Below are 19,497 nucleotides of genomic sequence, written 5' to 3' on the forward strand. Positions count from 1 at the left end.
CGTATCCCCCGTTATTTTTGTTGGCTGTCCCGTTCACCGGACACTTGCAGATAGGCGTTCATAAAGCGAAATAGCTTCTGAGCTTGCGGGTCCTTGAGCATCTTCATCAGCCCGAACAAGCCGATCGTCTCTTGACTGGCCTCCGCACGATCCTTTGCCTCGATAACGTTGGCCGCTACCTGCTTCACCTTGCCTACAGCCGGTCCAGCCACTTCGGCAAACCCGCCAACGATATCATTCTTCAACACTTCATCCGTGGCTATCGATTTAGCGAAATCATAGGTTTGGGTCAGTGCACCCAGCATCTCGTTAATCTTGGGAAGCTGTTCTACCAATGCATTCAGCGATTGCTGCACCTCTGGCTTCGATAGCTGTTCCAGCAGCTCCTGCTGACCGGCAGCGGTGGTACTTGGCTCGATCTTGGATTCTGTAATCGTTTCTGACATATCCCATTCTCCTTTAACATAGTGTAGGGACTAGCTGGCCGAATTGTGAATCTGATGTTTCTATATAAGCTGAGCTTCTGAGCTAGGCTAGACAGCAGACGAGAAAATGTCTATTAATTAGTTCAGCTTATATACTTGCGATATTTCTAAATATGCGGCAAGCTAGTGAAAAATTGCACATCAAAGCACTGACAAACACCTTGAACCAATACTTTTAAAATTGTAACATAAATTCAACAAAAAAGAACCATGAAAGTGATATTTTTCACGGCATCCAATTATTTTATATTATTTATATGCATTAAGACCCAGTTCTTGCGGCGATACCAGCTTTAAAAATTCATAAAACAGTTTTTCCGTAGGAGATAACTCCCGGCTTGCCGGAATAATAACCCCGACATCGCGAATGACCTCCGGCTCTTGGATCGGCAAAGACACGATAGAAGAAGGAATATGCTCTCCTAGTGCAATTTCCGGCAGCAACGTCAACCCCAGGTCAGCGGAGACCAGCCCCTTGAGGGCATCCAGGTCATCTCCCTCAAAGGATACCTTGGGTTGAAAGCCTAGCTGCTCGCACGCCTCCACGACGATCTCCCGCAAAATAAACCCTTGGGGAAACAGCACAAACCCATCGTCCTTCAGGTCACTAAGCTTGATGGAGGCTTGATTGGCCAGACGATGTCCTGCGGGTAGGAGGGCCTTGAACTTCTCCCGGAAGAGCACCTCACTCTTTACCTGCGGTTCCTTCTTCGGAACCGGCCCCATCATCGCCAGGTTCATCTCTCCGCCAATCACCCCATCAAGCAGCTCCCGGTATGACCCATGCTGTAATTGAAAGTGCACCTGTGGATGAAGGCGGCGGAAGGCCGATACGACAGAGGGCACCATATTAGCCGCCAAGCTGCTAGGGAATCCGATTCTCACGGTCCCGCGTTCCGGGTCAAGATATTCATCGATCTCCTGCTGTGCCTGCTCGATCAGCTTCATCAGCTGTTCCATTCGTCTCAGGAACTGCCGTCCTATCGGCGTCAATTTCACCTTGCGCCCTTCATGAACGAACAAATCTACCCCAAGCTCGGATTCCAGCTTGAAGATCTGCCTGCTCACCGCCGACTGCGACACATGCAGCGCATAAGATGCCTCAGTGACATGCTCCAGCTTGGCCGTTTCGATAAAATATTGAATTTGCCGCAGCTCCATTCCCTTCACCCCCGCTTGCTCATTTTCACTAACTATAGAATGATCCTGACTCTTCCAAAATTATTCCAAGTCCGTTCGGAGTCTAAGCAACTTCACATTCCGTGTAAATAGTTTAAATATCATTATATCGACTTCACCCGGGAAACGAAAGCCAAGAAAGCGATTTCCCTTTTCTTGACGAAATGAGCGCGCGAAAAGGCGGTACAGGTCTTCCTCCTGCACCGCCTTTTTAATAGTTCAACAATTAAGCATGTAGCTCAGCTGCTATTCTTCTTCACCACTAGCGTCCTAGGCTTCCGGACGGTCCAGCCGATAAAGATTACGGTATCTCGGCTCCTTCTCTAACAGTTCGGCATGAGTGCCGCGCATGACAATATGACCATGCTCCATAAAGATCACTTCGTCCATCTGCTCTGCACCTACCAGATGATGCGTCACCCAAATCAGCGACTTGCCTTGCGTCGTACGGAAGACCGTAGACAACAGTTCACGCTCGGTCCGAGGGTCTAGCCCAACCGTTGGCTCATCCAGAATCAGCACCGGCGTATCCTGAAGCAGCACGCGAGCCAGGGCTACGCGCTGCCGTTCTCCGCCAGAGAAGCGTTGTCCCGTTTCGCGCATCGGCGTATCCAGGCCCTTCGGCAGCGCAGCGATGAGCGGGCCAAGCTGCGCGGCTTCCGCGGCGCGCAGCACTTCCTCGTCCGTGGCCTCGGCCCGGCCAAGGCGGATATTGTTCGCCACCGTCGTGTCGAACAGATGGGGGCTTTGATTCAGGACGGAGATGACCTCCGCCACCCGGTCGCCCCAGGCGGACGCGGATACGCCATTAATCGTCACCGTCCCGGCATTTGGGGCAAGCGCCCCCTGGATCAGCTTCAGCAGCGTCGACTTGCCGGCGCCACTGCGCCCGATCACCGCCACCCGCTTGCCCTGCGGGATGTCCAGCGACACGCCGTCTACCGAGGCGTCGTCGTGCCCGGCGTAAGCGAAGCGTACGCCGTCCAGGCGCAGCGCAGCTGCGCTTGGCGCGGGCGCGGCGAAGGCTACCGCCATGCCCGCCGCGGTGGGCTCCGGCGCGGCTGAATGCGCCGCCTCGCCGTCAGGCGTGCCGGGCGAGCCTGCGTCGCCATGGCCAACCAAGTCCGGCTCGCGTGTTCCCGCAGCCGGGTCCAGTGGCGCAGCGCCAGAACCAGCGCTGCCGCCAGCGTCTCCCCCCGCGGCCGCCTCGCCGCCCCCGCTCGCAATGCGCGCGAGGCGTTCCAGCGACACGCGGTATTGCGGCGTGCGCTCCACCGCTTCGGAGACGGGCAAGAAGGCGTCTGCCAGCGGGAAGACGGTCAGCACGAACGCTGCGATCAGCGTGACGTCCATCTGTCCTTCCAGCGCCTGGCCGCCTGCCCAATACACCATCGACACCGCGATCAGCCCCACTACAAGCTGGCCTATCAAGCTGCGCCAACGCGCCCAGGACCGCAGGCGGCGGTCTTTGCGGGCCACCGCTGCCTCATCCTGCTCGTAGGCGGCAAGGAACTCCGCAGAGCGGCCGCTGATCATCCAATCCCCAATGCCCATGACGGCATCGGTTAATGTCTGATACAAGCCATTGCGCTCCCGTTTCACTTCCTCGTTCAGACGGCGAGTCAGCCATAACGAGAAATATGGGAGCAAGAAGACCAATACTAACAAATAAGCCGCCAGCAGCAGGGCAAACGTAGCGTCGAACATCCCTATGGCAATCACTACAGCCGCATACAAAATGAGCGCTACTACGCTTGGAAATACGGTACGAATATATACATTTTGCAATTGCTCAATATCATCAGCCAGCGCTCCCAAAATATCTCCGGTACGGTAACGCGAACGCAAGAATAAAGCCTGAGGCTCTAGCACACGGTACAGGCGCACCCGCATCCGGGCCAGAATTCTCAGCACCGTATCATGCCCCACTAACCGTTCGACATAGTGAATGACCGCACGGCTGATTCCAAAGGTTCGCACCCCTACAATCGGCACGTACACAAGCAAGATATTATAGGGCTGTAGCGCAGACTTGGAAATCAGGAAGCCGGAGGTAAACATCAGCATCGCCGCTGCCAGCAGCGTTAGCGTACCCAGCAGCAAGTAGAGAGCTAAACGTCCGCTGTAGATACGAAAATAAGGACGAATCCAGGATTGCCGGTTCATATGATCTCCTCCCGCTGCGCTGTGACCATAGCATAGTAAGCTCCTCGAAGGGCCAGCAGTTCCTCATGGGTGCCCGTCTCCGCCACATGCCCCTGCTCCATAACTACAATTCGATCCATTTGCCGCATCCAGTGGAGCCGATGCGTAGCAAGGATGACCAGCTTCCCTTCAAATAGAGGCAGCATGGCGCTCTTCAATTCATATTCCGTCTCAATGTCCAAATGAGCGGTTGGTTCGTCGAGCAAAATAATCGGTCTACGGCTTAGCAGGGCACGGGCCAGGGCTATGCGCTGTTCCTGACCGCCGCTAAGAGAACGGCCGCCTCCGCCAATGGGTTCATCCAGTCCTTTTGGCAGACTGTCCACCAGACCTCCCAGCCCAGCCGCAACTGCCGCACGCTCCACCTCCGCCAGGGAAGCCTCTGGAGCGTTAAAGCGAATATTTTCCGCTAACGTATGGCTGAATATATAGGGACTCTGCGGAATATAGGTGATTTGCTGCCGCCAGCCGGTCGAGGTCAAATCGCCAAGCGGCACCCCGTTCAGCTCAAAGCCGCCGGAGCTTGGGCGCAAGAAGCCGCCGAGAACGTCGATCAGCGTCGATTTGCCTGCCCCGCTCTCGCCAATGATGCCAATCTTCCCCATGCCGGTAAAATCCAGCTCAACTTCCTCCAAAGAAGACTTCCCGCCTCTCTCATGAGTCACACCAATCCCCTGCAAACGAAGCACGCTTTCCTCTGTCCACTCGGTGATTGCTTCCGGTGGTACAGTGGCGGCTCGATCCGCTTCCTCCATCCCGGCTGCTACAATCGCGTTCATTGCTTCACCCGCTTCCTTCCCGTCCAGGGTCGCATGGAAATCTGCGCCAACCATTCGGACCGGCAAAAAATATTCTGGAGCCAGAATCAGCACAGTTAATGCAGGAAGCAATGCCATATCCCCATTGACCAGACGCAGCCCCAGGCTGACCGCCACCGAAGCGACAGACAGCATCGTGAAGAAGTCCAGGGCGAAGGAAGAAAGAAAGGCCACTCGCAGCGTACGCAGCGTTGCCAGACGGTAGGAGTCGCTCACCTTGGCAATGGAAGCTTCATGCGTTTTACTGCGGCCCAGAAATTTGAGCGTTTCCAAGCCTCGTAACGAATCTACAAAGTGATTGGACAAGGTACGGTACGATTTCAATTGGCGTTCCGTCTGCTTGCGGGCAGCCAGTCCAACCAGAATCATGAACACGATCAATATTGGCATTGTAATAAATAGAATTACTCCGGAAGCCACATCCAACATAAACACATAAGCCAGCACCAATATCGGCGTTACCCCGGTGGCCAGCATACGCGGCAGGAACAGCTCCAAATAATTGCGGTACTTGGTCACACCCTCCAGTACGAGCGTAACCAGATTACCCGTGCCTTCCTTCCCTGCAAAGCGCGGCCCCAGCTCAAACAGCTTGTCCAGCACCTGCTTGCGCAGGTCACGCCCCGTCCGCTCGGCGAAGGAGTACGCGGTCTTTTGCTGCATCATTCCACATAATTGTCTAATGATAAAAGCAAGCAGGAACAAACCGGCCCCGCCGGCTTGTTCCTGCAGCTTGGCTCCGGCAAACAGGGCGGAGATGATCTCCGCCAGCCATTTAGCCTGCCCGATAATGGCAACACTTTGAATTAGAGTCAGCAAGGCCATGATTACCATGACCGGCTTGATGCCTTGAAGTTTCATTAAACCACGGCCCATTAATATTCCAAATGCTCCTTCTCATGTACACGTTTGTGAAATACGAAGTAACTCCAGATCTGATAGCCAAGCACGAACGGCAGCAAACTTAAGGCCACAATGGTCATGACCTTCAATGAATACTGGCCGGACGCAGCGTTATGAATCGTCAGGGAGAAGGCTTCGCTAAGCGAACTCACCATCACGCGCGGGAACAACCCGATGAATACTGCGGAAATCGCTAGCGCAATCAACGTTCCGGTCATTCCGAAGGCCCAGCCATCCCGCTGCTTGGCAATAAACCAACCTGCCAGCAAAAGAGCCACTACCCCCAGTATAGCTACAACACCTAGCAAAACGCCACGAATTTTAAATACATCGGTCTCAAAAAATGTAAGCGTCCCGAAGATAACAAGGATTACAGCCAGTGGAATCAGCAGCTTGCCAGCCAATTTATTGGCCCGTTGCTGCAAGCTGCCGGTCGTACGCAAGGAAGCAAACAATAAGCCATGTACAAGGCACAGCATAACGATGGTAATGCCCCCGACCACTGTATACAGGTTGACCATATCGAACAAGCCTGCTCGCATTTCCATATCTGCACCGATCGGCAAGCCCTTCAACATCCCGGAGAACACCACGCCGAGCAAGAATGGAGGCAGCAAGCTGCCGAAGAAAATCGCGGCATCCCACGTAGACTTCCACTTCTCATTGCCAACCTTGCCCCGGAATTCAAAGGCAACACCTCTAGCAATCAAAGCCAGCAGCAGTACAACAAGCGGCGTATAAAAACCGCTGAACATCGTGGCATACCAGTTCGGGAAGGCGGCGAACATCGCCCCGCCTGCGGTTATCAGCCATACCTCGTTGGCATCCCAGAACGGTCCAATGGAATTAATGAGTACCCGGCGCTCCATGTCGTTTTTAGCCAGGAACCGCGTGCTCATGCCAATTCCAAAGTCAAAGCCCTCCAGGAAGAAGAAACCGACAAACAACACAGCCACCAACACAAACCATAGCTCATTAAGAGACAACATGATAACCCTCCTTGCCGAACGGGTCCTGCGAAGTTTCGGAGCCGTCATTTTCCTCGTCATTTGGTCCTTTCTTAATAACCTTGACGAACAAGTAAGTCATTACTGCGCCCAGCACAGCATAAATAGCCGTAAAAGCAATCAGCGAGAACAGGATTTGACCTCCGGTAACCGAGGGTGAAATACTATCCTTGGTCTGCATCAGCCCAAAGACCGTCCATGGCTGGCGCCCGATCTCCGTCATGATCCAGCCCGAAGTGTTGGCGATAAACGGCAGTGAGATCGACCACAGCATAATGCGATAGAACCATTTGTTAGGACGATCCAGCTTCTTCCGCCAAGCCAGATACGTTCCGTACAAGCCCAGCACAATCATCAAGCTGCCGGCTGCAACCATGATGCGGAAGCTCCAGAAGGTCGTCCGTACGGGAGGAATATAATCCCCTGGACCATAGGTCTGTTCATATTCAGCCTGCAATTCGTTCATGCCTTTGACCTCACCCGAGAACTTACTGTAGGACAAGAAGCTAAGCAGGTAAGGAATTTTGATTTCAAAGTCGTTCTTCCCGCCAGCGGAATCGATGTGCGCATAAACCGTCCAGGGTGCCGGGTCTCCGGACTCGCCCCATAACCCTTCCGTAGCAGCCATCTTCATCGGCTGCGTCTCAACAAGGTATTGTGCTTGTTGATGCCCGAACAACGCTGTGGCAAAAGATGAGACAAGCGCTACAATAATAGCGATGTTAAATGATTTCTTGAAAAATTCGGCATCGTGGCGTTTTAGCAGCTTGTAGGCGCTAACGCCAGCAATCAGAAAAGCTCCTGTAGCAAAGGCTCCGAGCACCGTATGCGGAAATTCAACCCATAGCTGGCCGTTGCCCAGCAAAGCAAAGAAGTCATTCATCTCCGCACGTCCATTATTGATCTCAAATCCAACCGGACGCTGCATAAAGGAGTTAGCGGCCAGAATCCAGAACGCCGATACCGTCGTTCCCAGAGCTACCAACCAAATACACAGCAAGTGAACCTTCTTCGACAAGCGGTCCCAGCCAAAAATCCATAATCCGATAAACGTCGATTCCATAAAGAAGGCGAACAGCGCCTCCACAGCAAGTGGTGCCCCAAACACATCTCCTACAAATCTGGAGTAATCCGACCAGTTCATCCCGAACTGGAACTCCTGAAGAATCCCCGTCACGACCCCTACCGCAAAATTGATTAGGAATAGTTTCCCCCAGAACTTGGCCATCCGTTTGTATTGTTCTTTTCCTTTCACCACATACATCGTCTCCATAATCGCGATCAGGAGTACCAGACCGATAGACAAGGGAACGAAGAAGAAATGAAAAATCGTGGTGATTGCAAACTGAAGGCGTGCAAGCATAACCGGATCGAGCATTTCTTTCCCTACTTTCTAATAATTATTATCTAATGTGAATTCTATCACCAGGCAATAAAAACGAACGCAAAAATTGCAATAATTTTGTGACAGAAATCACATGATAAATGTCACAATGATCTTGTATGACGTAAAAACCGCGCCATTACAGTATTTTTTAGACCCCACCAACTTTTGACATTTTTGTGACTAACCCCGCCCTCACTTATTCCGTAAAACCAAGCGATCTGTCCTGTTAAGAACAAGCTTGCATAAATCACTATATTATCTGATAATAATTATCATTATCGTCGAGTGATAGGGGAGAATATGTTATGAAGAGAAATGCAAAATTTATGTTAGCTTTAGCCTTGCTGCTAGGACTAACTCTCATTGTGGGTGCGTGTGGAAGCAAGGATACAACGACGCCAGCCACCGGAAATGATGCCAGCTCTGCCAGCAATACCGCCGGGGAGCAAAATGCAAACCAAAACCCCGCCGATTCAGAGGCTGCCGAACGTGAAGTAACCGACGGTCTCGGCAACAAGGTTGCTGTGCCTGCTCATCCGCAGCGCGTATTAGCTTCTTACCTGGAGGATCACTTGGTAGCCCTGGGCGTTACGCCCGTGGCTCAATGGTCCATTGGTGATGGCACATCCTTGCAGGCTTATTTGCAAGATTCACTGAAGGATGTTCCACCGGTTCCCTTCGACCTTCCTTTTGAAGCGGTCATGAGCTTTGATCCCGATTTGATCATTCTCGATAGCGCAGACATGGCCACTGGGGACAAATATGAGCAATATTCCAAAATCGCACCTACGTATGTAGTTGGAGCAGAACAGAACAATGATTGGCGTAAGGAATTGCTGGTCATAGGAGATGTCTTGAACAAATCTGAGGAAGCACAGAAGGCATTGGACGAATATGAGGCCAAAGCTACGCAAGCCAAGGAGAGCATTCAACAGAAACTTGGTGATGTATCGGCGGCTGTCATCTGGATGACAGAAAAGAACAACTTTATCGTTAATGAGAAGCTGTCCAGTGGCGACGTTATTTACAGTGATCTGGGCATGAAGGTTCCAGCGCAGGTACATGAAATTTCTAAAGCCGCTGAAGCCAACTGGAATCCTATCTCCAAGGAGGTTCTGGCCGAACTGGAGGCAGACTACTTATTTATTATCAATGATACGAGCATGACCAAGGAACAAATGCAAGCCGATCCCATCTGGTCGGGCATTCCTGCCGTGAAGAATGGACATGTCTATGAGAATGCGAGGGATTCTAGCTGGCTGTATACCGGGGTGGTAGCCAACAGTCGGATCATCGATGATATTCTGAACAGCATCGTATCCCCATAACTTCAAGCCGAACAGGCCCTTGCCAGAGTATTCCGGCAGGGCCTGTATTATTTTATATATGGACTAAGTGCAGTTACTTGACGAGAGAGAAAGCTTTGCGCCAGCCTGCCCAGGTTACGGCAATAAGCAGCACACCATAGATGATAGCACCGTATGGGATCAGCAAAGCTGCCAGATGCAGCAGGGCCAGGACCCCGAGGAATAACAACAATCCCATGTTTCGCAAGAAACCACTCTGCTGCTGCATGGACTCGAAGGGAGCCGAAAAAGGCAGCCCTTTGCTTATAACCAGGAAGCTCATGATCGCATAGAATTGCAGAGCCACTCCCACAATAATCAAATCGGGAAGAATCCCCGCTCCAAACAACACCGTAAACACAACTGCCTGGAAAATAAATAAAGGAAGCATCAATCGAATAAGACAAGCCAGCAATGTGCCTTTGTAGGCAGGATTCATGTTCTCCAGCGGAGCTGTATAATAGATCCAGGCTGCTTTATATTGGCTGGAATACCCCAGCATCTTGATAATTGTCGGCAGCATCATACCGCTGAAATAAATCAGCAGGTAGGCGCGAGACTCGCTAGACCCCATATTGTCCCACTGAAAGTTGCCCGAGAACAGAAAGATAAAGGGGAAAATAATAGAAAAGCCTAGCGTTGGATACACCTTCAACTTGAAGTCCCGTTCCGTCCCCAGCATCGTCCAGGCAAATCGGAAGAACGCGCGCTCTTGGGGCGTTGAGCATAGCAAATTAGCTATACGCCGCACCACGCCTCCCCCTTTAGACTCGCTACGCGAATCCGGTTCCGCCAGCTTCTGCAAGTTTCGCTCCAGCGCGGGCATCAGCTTCAGATAGACAAAGAAGGCCACCAGTGGAACGACCACCGAGAGCACGGCCAATCCGATAAAGGCATCCGTTGCCGTTCCCGGACGAAGCAGCACCTGAAAGGCCGCACCTGCCCACGCGGGCGGCAATAGCACCTGCCACCAAGCGGGCTTGAACGCAATGTCTATAGCTGTAAAGTCAAACAAACGAATTAGCACCTGATAGCCCACGGTGATTGCAATGGTTAAGCCAATCTGAACATAATTGATAATATCCTTCAGCTTCTCCCCGTCAAACAAACGCAACACCGTTAAATACAGCAGCGCAGTCAGCACAACGATCAGCAAGTTCATCAGTATCAGTTCCAGCAAGAAGATCAACAAAAACAAAATTCCATGCTTCACCAAACCTACCGCCAGGGGAATAATTGCAACCGCCCCGGTGATAAAAAATAAATAAATGAAAATATGGATCATCTTGGCCATCGTGATTGTCCGTTTACTAACCGGCTTGGTCGCAAGAATATTCCGGTCCCGGATATCCAGCAGCACTGTTGAGAAGTCAGAGATCATTGAGGTCATGATCATAAACATCATGATACCGAATAACAAGCTGGTTTGAAAAATATAATTGTCCCCCGCCAGCAGCAGCACTGAACTGAACCCGCCAAACAGTACATATAACCACAACGAGCGAAGAAATTGATTACTCTCATCCGGGGTGTCCTGCTGATTCTTCTTCGATCCGCCAGACAATACAGGTACTCTTCGCCCATCCATTGTCAGCTTCACCTGTAGAATACGCCGCATGACGGCATAGTCCACACCCACTCGTTCAAACAGGCCCGCAAAACGGTCAAGCACCCGAAGTGTTCTCATCTCTTTCATCCGCTACACCTCTTGGACGATGGATACTAACTGTGCGGCGATATTCTGATGGTCGTTAAATCCCGTCATTTGATTAAAAATTTGCTCCAGCGAGCCCTCTTGGCTGCGTTCCTTCAACTCTTCAAAGCTGCCGTCCGCCATAATGCGCCCATCATCAAGCAGCACAATTCGGCTGCTGATCTTCTCCACTACGTCCATAATATGTGAGGAATAAAAAATGGCTTTCCCCTGTGCCGCCAGCAGAGCCAGCATCTCTTTCACCACCATCACGCTGTTGGCATCAAGTCCGCTGAGTGGTTCATCCAGAAACAGGACATCAGGATTGTGCAATAAGCTGGATGTCAGCAGCACCTTCTGCCGCACCCCTTTGGAGAAGGTAGAAATTCGATTATGGAATACACCCTCCAGGCCGAAGATATGCAACATGCGACGTGCCTTACTCTCTGCTTCATCCACAGTCAGTCCGTACAGCTCACCGATAAACGTCAAATATTCGCAGGCTGTCAAGGCCTCGTACATTTCTGCCACTTCAGGCACATAGCCAATTCGTCTCTTGTAATCGACGCCACCTTGCTTGGGGTCTTGTCCAAACACAAGCACCTCGCCGCGATATCCTTCCACCAGGCCAAGCATGATTTTAACCGTAGTGCTTTTACCTGCTCCGTTCGGACCGATATAACCGATAATTTGTCCTGGATACACTTCAAGATCAACGCCATTCAGCACCTGCTTGCTTCCATAGCTCATCTGCAAATCAACCAGGCGAATGACCGGTTCTCTGCTCAGCCTCGTCAATATTTTCAACTCCTCTCACCTATCCTATTTTACCATATCAGCTTAGCCAATCCGGCAGCTTGCTCCCGTTCGGAGCTCCCGTTCGGAGCCATTTGCAAACCGATATTGACCATGTTATACTCACATCGCAAATGGGTGGAGACCGCTGGGTCTTATCCATCCACTGTAAATTCTGTACATAAAAAGGAGTGTTGCATATGCAATTCGTCACTTTGAATAATGGTCTTCGCATGCCGCAGCTCGGCTTCGGTGTATGGAAGGTACCCAATGAAGAAGCGGCTGCCGCCGTGGGCAAAGCATTAGAAACAGGTTACACCTCTATCGATACGGCCATGATCTATCGTAATGAATCAGGTGTTGGACAAGCCATCAAGGATTCCGGAATAGCCCGGGAGAAGTTGTTCATCACAACTAAGGTATGGAATGCAGATCAGGGTTACGATCAAACGCTTCGCGCCTTCGACGAAAGTCTGGAAAGGCTGGGTCTGGACTATATAGACCTGTATCTGATACATTGGCCTACTCCAAAATTCGATCAATATGTAGATACTTACAAGGCGCTGGAGAAGCTGTATCGGGATGGACGGACCAAAGCCATCGGTGTGTGCAACTTTGAAATTGAGCACTTGGAGCGCTTAATGAGTGAAACCGACATCAAGCCTGCACTGAATCAGGTCGAATGCCATCCATATCTGGCGCAAAATGAATTGAAAGCCTTCTGTGCCAAGCACGATATCTTCGTAGAAGCCTGGAGTCCGCTCGATCAAGGTGGCGAAGTGCTTGCGGATGAGGTGATCCAGCAAATTGCCAAGGCTCACGGCAAGACGGCTGCTCAGGTTGTGCTGCGCTGGCATTTACAGAATCAAACCATCGTCATCCCCAAATCCGTCACTCCATCCAGAATGGAAGAGAATCTCAACGTCTTTGACTTTGAGTTGGCTGCTGAAGATATGGAACAAATCAACGATCTGAATAAAAATCGTCGCAAGGGCTCTCACCCTAACGATATGCATGTACGTTAATCCACGGTCATAAAGCGGGCTGCTGGGGAATAATTCCCCGGCAGCCCGTGTTTTTTTACTCTACGCAACAAGATATTCAGCCCTCATATAAATCCTTTCCGGTAATAAATTCATCAAGCGTTTCTCCATTTTCGCTGCGGTGATTTTTTATCTGGGCCTTCCTGCCATTCCTGGCCTCCCCACCATTATCCGCTGTAGGGACATCGCCATTATTGCTGTTGCCTGAATTAGGTTTACGCTGATCATGCTTCATAGTTTGTTCAACCTCCTGGGTCATTTATGGAATGGAAACGTTGCGCTTCAATTCCCTTGCTTTAGCGTTTCTTGGTGTCTGGTTTTTTATGCTTGGGACAGACTGGACTTAGGTCCAGTCTGCGACTTCCCCAGAGACCGAAGCCGTATTTTGGCTTTTATAGTATGCTTTAGCAAGTGAGTACATACGCAAAGGAGATTTGGAATAATGAATTTGAATAAGAAAGCATGGATTGGGCCCGCACTGATGCTGTTAGGAGTGTATCTTCTGTTCTTCCGCAAGGAAGCCATCAGCGCGGGCACACTGTTCGGCACCTTCTGGGCCACACTGTTTATCATTCCGCTTGGTCTGTTATTTCACTGGATGTACTTCTCCATGTCGGAACGCAGAGCTATAGGGCTGTTGATTCCTGGAGGGATTTTATTCACCGTTGGCCTCGTTTGCCAGCTTGCTACCCTGTTTGATAGCTGGGAATATCTATGGCCCGGCTTCATTCTGGCCCCAGCTGTTGGCTTATTTGAATTCTACTGGTTTGGCAACCGGAACAAATACTTGCTGATCCCCATTAATATCCTGACCGCACTTTCTCTTTTGTTCTTTGCCGTCTTTTCCCTGGGATCACTGTATAACCGTCTCATCTTTGGTCAACCCGTACTTGCGATTGCCTTGATTGCTATCGGTGCTGGCGTGATGCTGGCCCCTAAAAAGCGTTAAGACAACTCGCCGCAGGTAAAAATCCAGCAGAAAGCTGAAGAACCTTCATGACCACACTTCACTTTAGAGCAAGTGGTCTTGAAGGTTCTTTTCTTATAAAGTGAATATAACGGCCAGGCCCAAGGCAACGATTCGTGTCATATTGGTCAAAATGAAATTTTGGACTGCCAGCCGAAAGGTGAATTGCTTGCTCGGCTGCTGGGAGAACTGCTTGATATTGCGATGTACCGGAACAACGGTTGCCAATACAATCACTAGAATCAACGGATGGACGCCCAAGAACATCAGAATGATCAAGTCGGCATAAGCCGCATAATACATCAGTCTGAATAGCAGCAATGCCGCCGGTTTGCCAATGTAGACCGGTAAGGTGTAACGCTTGTTCTCGACATCCTCCTCCATATCACAGATATTGTTGGCCAACATAATATTCGCAATGCCGAAGATCGCGGGGATGGAGATCAGGAAGATCAGCAGCACTTCAAGTAATTGAATTTGCAGCGTGATCGCCCCGCCCTCCAGCGTCAAGGAAGCCAGCTTGTCTCCTGCATGCACGTAGGCCGATACGAAAATAATGACAAATCCCATGAATAAACCTGAAAAAATTTCCCCTAGCGGCATGCGAGAAATAGGAATAGGGCCAAAGGAATACAAAATGCCTACGGCAAATGACAATCCTCCCAGCAACAGCAGCAGCCAACCCGTCTGCAGGAACAACATAATTCCGGCAGCTACGGCAACCGCGAACATCAAGATGATCAGGGCTAGTACCGCATGCGGGTTCATCCCGTATTTAACGATCGGATTATGCGTCTCATACCCATAGCCGTGCTTGCGGGAAGCTTTTTTATAATCATAGTAGTTATTAATAGCCGTTGTTGTCATGTCGAAGGTCAGCAGGGACAGCAGCATCAAGGCGAAGTGTCCGGGCTGAAAGGTGTGGAACCGGTACACCGCATACAAGGTCCCCATCATTAGTGGTATCAGGCTGGCAGCCTTGGTCTGAATTTCGACCAGCCTGAGAAATTTGGTCATCATGTCTTCCCATCATCCTCTGTATGTAATTTGTGCAGGAACATGGCCCACACCTAGCTTGTGCATTACTTAACAAAGAATATCTTATTTTTGATTCACTTGCTACTCTATATTGGTTTCTTACCCCTACAAAAAGGCCTCCCATCGACAAACAAGCTGCGAAATCATATCAGCCTGTCTATCAGGGGGCCCTTTGGCTATCGGTGGACTTCAGTCCTCTTGTCTTATTGCTTTAACCCTGTACCTCCTCGGCATCGGTTGAATATGCCAATTCCTTCTGTGCTTCCAGAGCAGCAGGCCGCTCCAGCAACGATTCACGAATAATTGAATAGGCATCGCCTTTCAATCCTTACGGAATGTACTGCTGCACGATTCGCACAACCTGCCCCTCGGTGATGGTCAAATGATAAGGGAACCATCCCAAATCAAGTCGTTCCCTCTGATGGAACAGCTTGCTGAACTGGTGCGGAGATACAGCCTCATTCCACTGAATGTTCATATCCCCACCTTGCTTGGTCCGATCATAAATTTGCAGGCGCACCTCGGCATCCGGAGCTACGGAATAAGTGATCTGTTCCTCTGTGTCATTCACAATGTAATACCCGTCAGGCGGGCCGTCGATCCCTGCATCCGGCTCGCGCTCTGCAAATACTCTACCTGCCTGCTCACCTTCATACCACTGGATAGGGTCTGCCAGCAACACTCCGCCCCTCTGACTCATCTGCACATCATGCAGATAGACGGTGACCGAGAGAGAATCAGGAGCCTCCACGAATAGAGCGGCTGTCGCTACTTCGGGCTCGGCCTGCATCCATCCCGGCGTTGCCAGTCTGGCATCCACCGAAGAAAACATCATCATCAGAAGCAAAGGAACTACTGCCAGCAATCCATTCTTCATCTTGCTCCGCCTTTCCTGTCTACATGTTTAGGCACTCAGATTGAAGGTATGCCCTGCTTCCTTATTATATGATTATTAGATCTTAAAAGGGTCTCACACAGGTTAAATCGGGTAACAAAATCTTTTTATCCTCCCCAGCCAGCAGTGCTATCCCGAGCGAAATCCGCCAGAAAATCCAGCCACGCCGGATGGTCGTTCAGGCAAGGGGCTAGACGAAACTCAGCAGGCGAGGTGTTCAGGGAGCCGGCTGCATCGGACATCAGATGATGCCGAGCCTCCACGCCCAGCTCATATATTGTCTCCAGACAATCGGCGGCAAAGCCTGGCGCGAAGACCATGGTCCGCGCTGCGTCACGTTCGGTGAAGCCGCGAAGCACTTCCTCCGTAGTAGGCCCCAGCCAGGGCTCCGGTCCAAACCGTGACTGATAAGCTATCGCCCATCGCTCGGGCGACCAGCCCATCGCTTCAGCCAGCCGCTGTGCTGTCTCCTGACACTGCTGGGGATACGGGTCGCCGGTATCCGCATACCGCTGCGGAATGCCATGGAAGCTGAGCACGAATCGCTCTGGCGGCTCCGCCAGGCCCCTCGCTTGCTCAGCCAGGTGCTCCTGCATCGCGCGGATATAGCCGGGGTGGTCAAAGAACGCTTCGGCCAGGCGCAGAGCGGGCACGAATCTTTTCGCGGAAGAACCATGGCTCCGGCTCTTCCCAAGCGCGGCGAAGCAGGCCGCATCGTAAACGGCAGCGGTCGTCGTGGACGAGTATTGCGGGAAGAGCGGCAGCACCAGAATACGCTCTGCTCCCGCCGCTTCCAGACGGTGCATAGCTTCACGGATATCGGGATTGCTGTAGGCAAAGCCAAGCTCGACCTTGTATACACCACCCAGTCTCTGCTGCAAGCCCTCCTGCTGGCGCAGTGAATGAAGTAGCAGAGGCGAGCCTTGCCTGGTCCAAATCTGCCGGTAGAGCTTGGCCGACTTGCGGGGGCGGACAGTCAAGATCATGCCGCACAATAGCGGCTGCCACAGCAGTGGCGAATAGTCAATGACTCGTCGGTCCGAGAGAAAACGATGTAAATAAGGGCGCACCGCCTTTGCTGTCGGAGCGGAAGGCGTACCAATCTGTGCCAGCAGCACACCGATGAGGCTGGACTTCTTCATATCACGGGTTCACTCCAGTCTGTCATATCCTCTATCCATCATCCCCGTTCCCCCACGCATGTTCAACTCCCGCAGCTAACATTTCCAAAATGTTCACAAATGTCTGCGGTACAAATCGGTTCAGACGCCAAAGGGGTCGCTTCTCAAGCCGGTGTCAGCGGCCTGAGAAGCGACCCTTATAAAAGCAGTTCAAAAAGTCATTTTTGAATCACAAAGTGATTCAGGAGGTAAGTCCAGCGTTGAATCTTGAATTCAGCCAAGCTTATCCCTCTGTCTTCACTTCCGGTTTGAACTCCGGCTTCAGCGGCGTTTCTACCGGCGCCTCGGTACGACGCAAGAAGAAACCGATCAAAAGTGCCACGATGCCGACGTACATGGAAATACTAAATGAGCTATGCAAGCCGAACACCAGAGCATTTGCCTTCTCTGTGACCGACTCCGGGTCAGCCACGCCTGCCAGATAACGAACCTGCCCGTTGGAGAAGATCCCCATGAACAATGCCGTTCCGATCGCTCCGGATACCTGTTGCAGCGTGTTCATAATGGCCGTACCGTGCGGATATAGTCTGCGCGGCAATTGGTTAAGCCCTGTCGTCTGTCCAGGCATCATGACCAGGGATATACCTACGAGCAGTGCAATATGAAGTCCGATGACCGTCCCAACAGGGGTCGTCGTCTCTAGGCCACGCATGAACCAAATCGTTGTGACCACGATCAGCAACCCGGGTGTAATCAATCCTCGTGGACCGAACTTATCGAACAGTCGGCCGGCTATCGGCGACATCAATCCATTAACGATCCCACCGGGAAGCAGGACCAGCCCCGCCACAAATGGAACCATCATCAGGGCACCTTGCAGATACATCGGCAGAATGATCATCGTGGAGAACAACGTCATCATCATTACCATCAGTAAAGCTGCCGATAAGGCAAACATCGGATATTTGAACACCCGGACATCGAGTGTAGGCTCAGCCACCTTCAACTGCCGCCAAACGAACAGAATCAACGATACAAAGCCGACAATCAGACAAGTATAGACGATAGGGCTGGACCAGCCTTCACCCTCGCCTGCACTGCTAAAGCCGTACACAATACCGCCGAAGCCCGCCGTAGACAACAGAATGGAGACAATATCCACCTTGGGTCTCGTAATCTCGGATACATTACGCAGATACGCTGCACCAAACAGAATGGAGAACACAACCAGCGGAACCACCAGATAAAATAACCAGCGCCAATCGAAGGCATCCAGAATTAACCCGGATATCGTCGGGCCGATAGCAGGACCAAACATAATAACCAGCCCGATGGTACCCATGGCCGTGCCTCTTTTTTCAGGAGGATAGATTGAAATCATGGTATTCATCATCACCGGCAGCAGCAGCCCCGTGCCGATAGCCTGAATCACCCGGCCCAGCAGCAGCACACTAAATGAAGGAGCTATGCCGCAGACGATGGTACCGACCAGGAATAACAGCATGGCGGATAAGAACATTTGTCTTGTTGTAAACCATTGCATTAACAGCGCCGTAATAGGCACAAGGATACCAATCACCAGCATATAAGAGGTAGACAGCCATTGTATGGTGGATGGCCCAACCTGAAACTCGTGCATTAAATCCGTAAAAGCTACATTCAGCAAGGTTTCATTCAAAATGGACACGAAGGCCCCGATCACCAGGGCAATTGTAATGGGAAGACGCTTGATCCCCTCAAGTCCCGCTCCTTGTGATGCAGCTTGCGTTGACATATTCATTGTACAGGGTACCTCCAAACTATCCTATTGTAGTTAAATCTCTCTTCTCTCTATTTCTCTACTTACTCTGTATGTGTATATGAACAGGGAGGCCACCAGCGAAATGTATCGCATAACAACCTAGCCTGGGCTTTGCCACTTTGTCTATTAGACCGTTCTATATATAAAATTTAAATTAATATTGCTTATGCCTATACCTTGAACAATCGCGGGATCAGCTTCGCCGTCGTACGCAACGGGTCACTGCTTTTTTGCGTCAGACACATAATGATAGCCCCTTCTACCATGCCGTTGATTACCACCGCCAAATCAGCAGCCTCCTCCGCCCCATAGCCACAGCTATTGAACTTCTTCTCAAATTCCTCAATCCAGGCATGATACACACCACAGCAAGCTTGACGAATGTTCTCATTATTTCTTGCCGTCTCATGCGCCACAATGCCAACCGGAATGCCTAAATCCGCATCCTGATCATATTTGTCGGCAATGAAGGTAAAAAGTCCTTGTACGGCAGTCACTGCATCGGGCGAAGCATTAAGTGCGGCGCACAGACCAGCCAGCGTTACCTTCTTCGTGTGACCCACAGCTTCACAAGCCAACTGTTCCTTGCCATCAGGAAAGTGGTAGTATAACGATCCTTTGGGCGCACCGCTAAGCTGAGTAATCTGATTCAAGCCGGTAGCGTTGTAGCCTTGATTTTGCAACAATTTGGCCGTCGTTTCGATCAGTAGCCGGCGCGTTGGGTTCTCAGTGGACATACCGCTCTTCCTCTTTCTTTCGTGGAATTAGACCGATCAGTCTACATGATAATATACGAAAGGCGAGCCAAGTGTCA

Annotated in this window: 17 protein-coding genes; 3 read left to right on the forward strand and 14 right to left on the reverse strand. The window is 51.1% G+C overall.

Annotated elements, in window-relative coordinates; genetic code table 11:
• Window positions 1–11 precede the first annotated feature (11 nt).
• The 6 genes from C557_RS0101785 to C557_RS0101810 form a co-directional block, all read right to left on the reverse strand.
• Window positions 12–446, reverse strand: coding sequence for a DUF1641 domain-containing protein (locus tag C557_RS0101785; RefSeq protein ID WP_018750101.1), 435 nt, complete (start codon window positions 444–446; stop codon window positions 12–14).
• Window positions 447–734: 288 nt separating this feature from the next.
• A complete protein-coding gene (gene gltC / locus C557_RS0101790; protein ID WP_018750102.1) occupies window positions 735–1,646 on the reverse strand; it encodes a glutamate biosynthesis transcriptional regulator GltC in 912 nt (303 codons plus the stop codon).
• Window positions 1,647–1,934: 288 nt separating this feature from the next.
• On the reverse strand, window positions 1,935–3,830 hold the full coding sequence (locus tag C557_RS0101795; protein ID WP_018750103.1) for an amino acid ABC transporter ATP-binding/permease protein: 1,896 nt from the start codon (window positions 3,828–3,830) through the stop codon (window positions 1,935–1,937).
• Window positions 3,827–5,563, reverse strand: coding sequence for a thiol reductant ABC exporter subunit CydD (gene cydD, locus C557_RS0101800; RefSeq protein WP_018750104.1), 1,737 nt, complete (start codon window positions 5,561–5,563; stop codon window positions 3,827–3,829). The genes C557_RS0101795 and cydD overlap by 4 nt, the downstream gene beginning before the upstream one ends.
• Entirely contained in the window at window positions 5,563–6,579 is a 1,017-nt protein-coding gene (gene cydB, locus C557_RS0101805) for a cytochrome d ubiquinol oxidase subunit II (protein ID WP_018750105.1), read from the reverse strand. Before cydB ends, cydD begins: the two co-directional genes overlap by 1 nt.
• Complete coding sequence (locus C557_RS0101810) at window positions 6,566–7,975, reverse strand: cytochrome ubiquinol oxidase subunit I (protein WP_018750106.1); 1,410 nt, start codon at window positions 7,973–7,975, stop codon at window positions 6,566–6,568. The genes cydB and C557_RS0101810 overlap by 14 nt, the downstream gene beginning before the upstream one ends.
• A gap of 314 nt (window positions 7,976–8,289) precedes the next feature.
• On the opposite strand from C557_RS0101810, the gene C557_RS0101815 reads away from it, so the two are divergent.
• A complete protein-coding gene (locus C557_RS0101815; RefSeq protein ID WP_018750107.1) occupies window positions 8,290–9,312 on the forward strand; it encodes an ABC transporter substrate-binding protein in 1,023 nt (340 codons plus the stop codon).
• A gap of 73 nt (window positions 9,313–9,385) precedes the next feature.
• Here C557_RS0101815 and C557_RS0101820 read toward each other — a convergent pair whose 3' ends face one another.
• On the reverse strand, window positions 9,386–11,026 hold the full coding sequence (locus C557_RS0101820) for a hypothetical protein (protein ID WP_018750108.1): 1,641 nt from the start codon (window positions 11,024–11,026) through the stop codon (window positions 9,386–9,388).
• 3 nt (window positions 11,027–11,029) lie between these two features.
• On the reverse strand, window positions 11,030–11,812 hold the full coding sequence (locus C557_RS0101825; protein ID WP_026263241.1) for an ABC transporter ATP-binding protein: 783 nt from the start codon (window positions 11,810–11,812) through the stop codon (window positions 11,030–11,032).
• A gap of 206 nt (window positions 11,813–12,018) precedes the next feature.
• Between C557_RS0101825 and C557_RS0101830 the strand changes: the two genes are divergently transcribed.
• Window positions 12,019–12,843: an aldo/keto reductase gene (locus tag C557_RS0101830; protein ID WP_018750110.1), complete on the forward strand. Its 825-nt coding sequence runs from the start codon at window positions 12,019–12,021 to the stop codon at window positions 12,841–12,843.
• A gap of 76 nt (window positions 12,844–12,919) precedes the next feature.
• Here the strand turns inward: C557_RS0101830 and C557_RS25130 are convergent, their stop codons facing one another.
• The gene (locus C557_RS25130) at window positions 12,920–13,096 is read right to left on the reverse strand and encodes a hypothetical protein (RefSeq protein WP_018750111.1); all 177 of its coding nucleotides are present in this window, start codon (window positions 13,094–13,096) and stop codon (window positions 12,920–12,922) included.
• Between the two features lie 207 nt (window positions 13,097–13,303).
• Between C557_RS25130 and C557_RS0101840 the strand changes: the two genes are divergently transcribed.
• Window positions 13,304–13,810, forward strand: coding sequence for a hypothetical protein (locus C557_RS0101840; protein ID WP_018750112.1), 507 nt, complete (start codon window positions 13,304–13,306; stop codon window positions 13,808–13,810).
• A gap of 93 nt (window positions 13,811–13,903) precedes the next feature.
• Here the strand turns inward: C557_RS0101840 and menA are convergent, their stop codons facing one another.
• From menA to C557_RS0101870, 5 genes are all read right to left on the reverse strand, one after another.
• Window positions 13,904–14,848, reverse strand: a complete 945-nt coding sequence (gene menA, locus C557_RS0101845) for a 1,4-dihydroxy-2-naphthoate polyprenyltransferase (RefSeq protein WP_018750113.1) — start codon at window positions 14,846–14,848, stop codon at window positions 13,904–13,906.
• Window positions 14,849–15,194: 346 nt separating this feature from the next.
• Window positions 15,195–15,743 (reverse strand): hypothetical protein, encoded by a 549-nt coding sequence (locus tag C557_RS0101855; protein ID WP_018750115.1) that lies wholly within the window; start codon window positions 15,741–15,743, stop codon window positions 15,195–15,197.
• Window positions 15,744–15,868: 125 nt separating this feature from the next.
• Window positions 15,869–16,903, reverse strand: coding sequence for a ferrochelatase (gene hemH / locus C557_RS0101860; protein WP_018750116.1), 1,035 nt, complete (start codon window positions 16,901–16,903; stop codon window positions 15,869–15,871).
• Window positions 16,904–17,165: 262 nt separating this feature from the next.
• On the reverse strand, window positions 17,166–18,662 hold the full coding sequence (locus C557_RS0101865; protein WP_018750117.1) for an MDR family MFS transporter: 1,497 nt from the start codon (window positions 18,660–18,662) through the stop codon (window positions 17,166–17,168).
• Window positions 18,663–18,853: 191 nt separating this feature from the next.
• Window positions 18,854–19,420, reverse strand: a complete 567-nt coding sequence (locus tag C557_RS0101870) for a TetR/AcrR family transcriptional regulator (protein WP_018750118.1) — start codon at window positions 19,418–19,420, stop codon at window positions 18,854–18,856.
• Between the last annotated feature and the right edge of the window lie 77 nt (window positions 19,421–19,497).

This window comes from Paenibacillus sanguinis 2301083 = DSM 16941 (assembly GCF_000374825.1).
GTDB lineage: Bacteria > Bacillota > Bacilli > Paenibacillales > Paenibacillaceae > Fontibacillus > Fontibacillus sanguinis.

Excerpts from the sequence above, each read along its gene's own strand:
- C557_RS0101865 (WP_018750117.1), bottom strand. The coding sequence starts at position 18,662 with ATGAATATGTCAACGCAAGCTGCATCACAAGGAGCGGGACTTGAGGGG.
- C557_RS0101855 (WP_018750115.1), bottom strand. The coding sequence starts at position 15,743 with ATGAAGAATGGATTGCTGGCAGTAGTTCCTTTGCTTCTGATGATGATG.
- gltC (WP_018750102.1), bottom strand. The coding sequence starts at position 1,646 with ATGGAGCTGCGGCAAATTCAATATTTTATCGAAACGGCCAAGCTGGAG.
- C557_RS0101810 (WP_018750106.1), bottom strand. The coding sequence starts at position 7,975 with ATGCTCGATCCGGTTATGCTTGCACGCCTTCAGTTTGCAATCACCACG.
- C557_RS0101795 (WP_018750103.1), bottom strand. The coding sequence starts at position 3,830 with ATGAACCGGCAATCCTGGATTCGTCCTTATTTTCGTATCTACAGCGGA.
- C557_RS0101815 (WP_018750107.1), top strand. The coding sequence starts at position 8,290 with ATGAAGAGAAATGCAAAATTTATGTTAGCTTTAGCCTTGCTGCTAGGA.
- cydB (WP_018750105.1), bottom strand. The coding sequence starts at position 6,579 with ATGTTGTCTCTTAATGAGCTATGGTTTGTGTTGGTGGCTGTGTTGTTT.
- C557_RS25130 (WP_018750111.1), bottom strand. The coding sequence starts at position 13,096 with ATGAAGCATGATCAGCGTAAACCTAATTCAGGCAACAGCAATAATGGC.
- hemH (WP_018750116.1), bottom strand. The coding sequence starts at position 16,903 with ATGAAGAAGTCCAGCCTCATCGGTGTGCTGCTGGCACAGATTGGTACG.
- C557_RS0101820 (WP_018750108.1), bottom strand. The coding sequence starts at position 11,026 with ATGAAAGAGATGAGAACACTTCGGGTGCTTGACCGTTTTGCGGGCCTG.
- C557_RS0101840 (WP_018750112.1), top strand. The coding sequence starts at position 13,304 with ATGAATTTGAATAAGAAAGCATGGATTGGGCCCGCACTGATGCTGTTA.
- C557_RS0101785 (WP_018750101.1), bottom strand. The coding sequence starts at position 446 with ATGTCAGAAACGATTACAGAATCCAAGATCGAGCCAAGTACCACCGCT.
- C557_RS0101830 (WP_018750110.1), top strand. The coding sequence starts at position 12,019 with ATGCAATTCGTCACTTTGAATAATGGTCTTCGCATGCCGCAGCTCGGC.
- C557_RS0101870 (WP_018750118.1), bottom strand. The coding sequence starts at position 19,420 with ATGTCCACTGAGAACCCAACGCGCCGGCTACTGATCGAAACGACGGCC.
- cydD (WP_018750104.1), bottom strand. The coding sequence starts at position 5,563 with ATGGGCCGTGGTTTAATGAAACTTCAAGGCATCAAGCCGGTCATGGTA.
- menA (WP_018750113.1), bottom strand. The coding sequence starts at position 14,848 with ATGATGACCAAATTTCTCAGGCTGGTCGAAATTCAGACCAAGGCTGCC.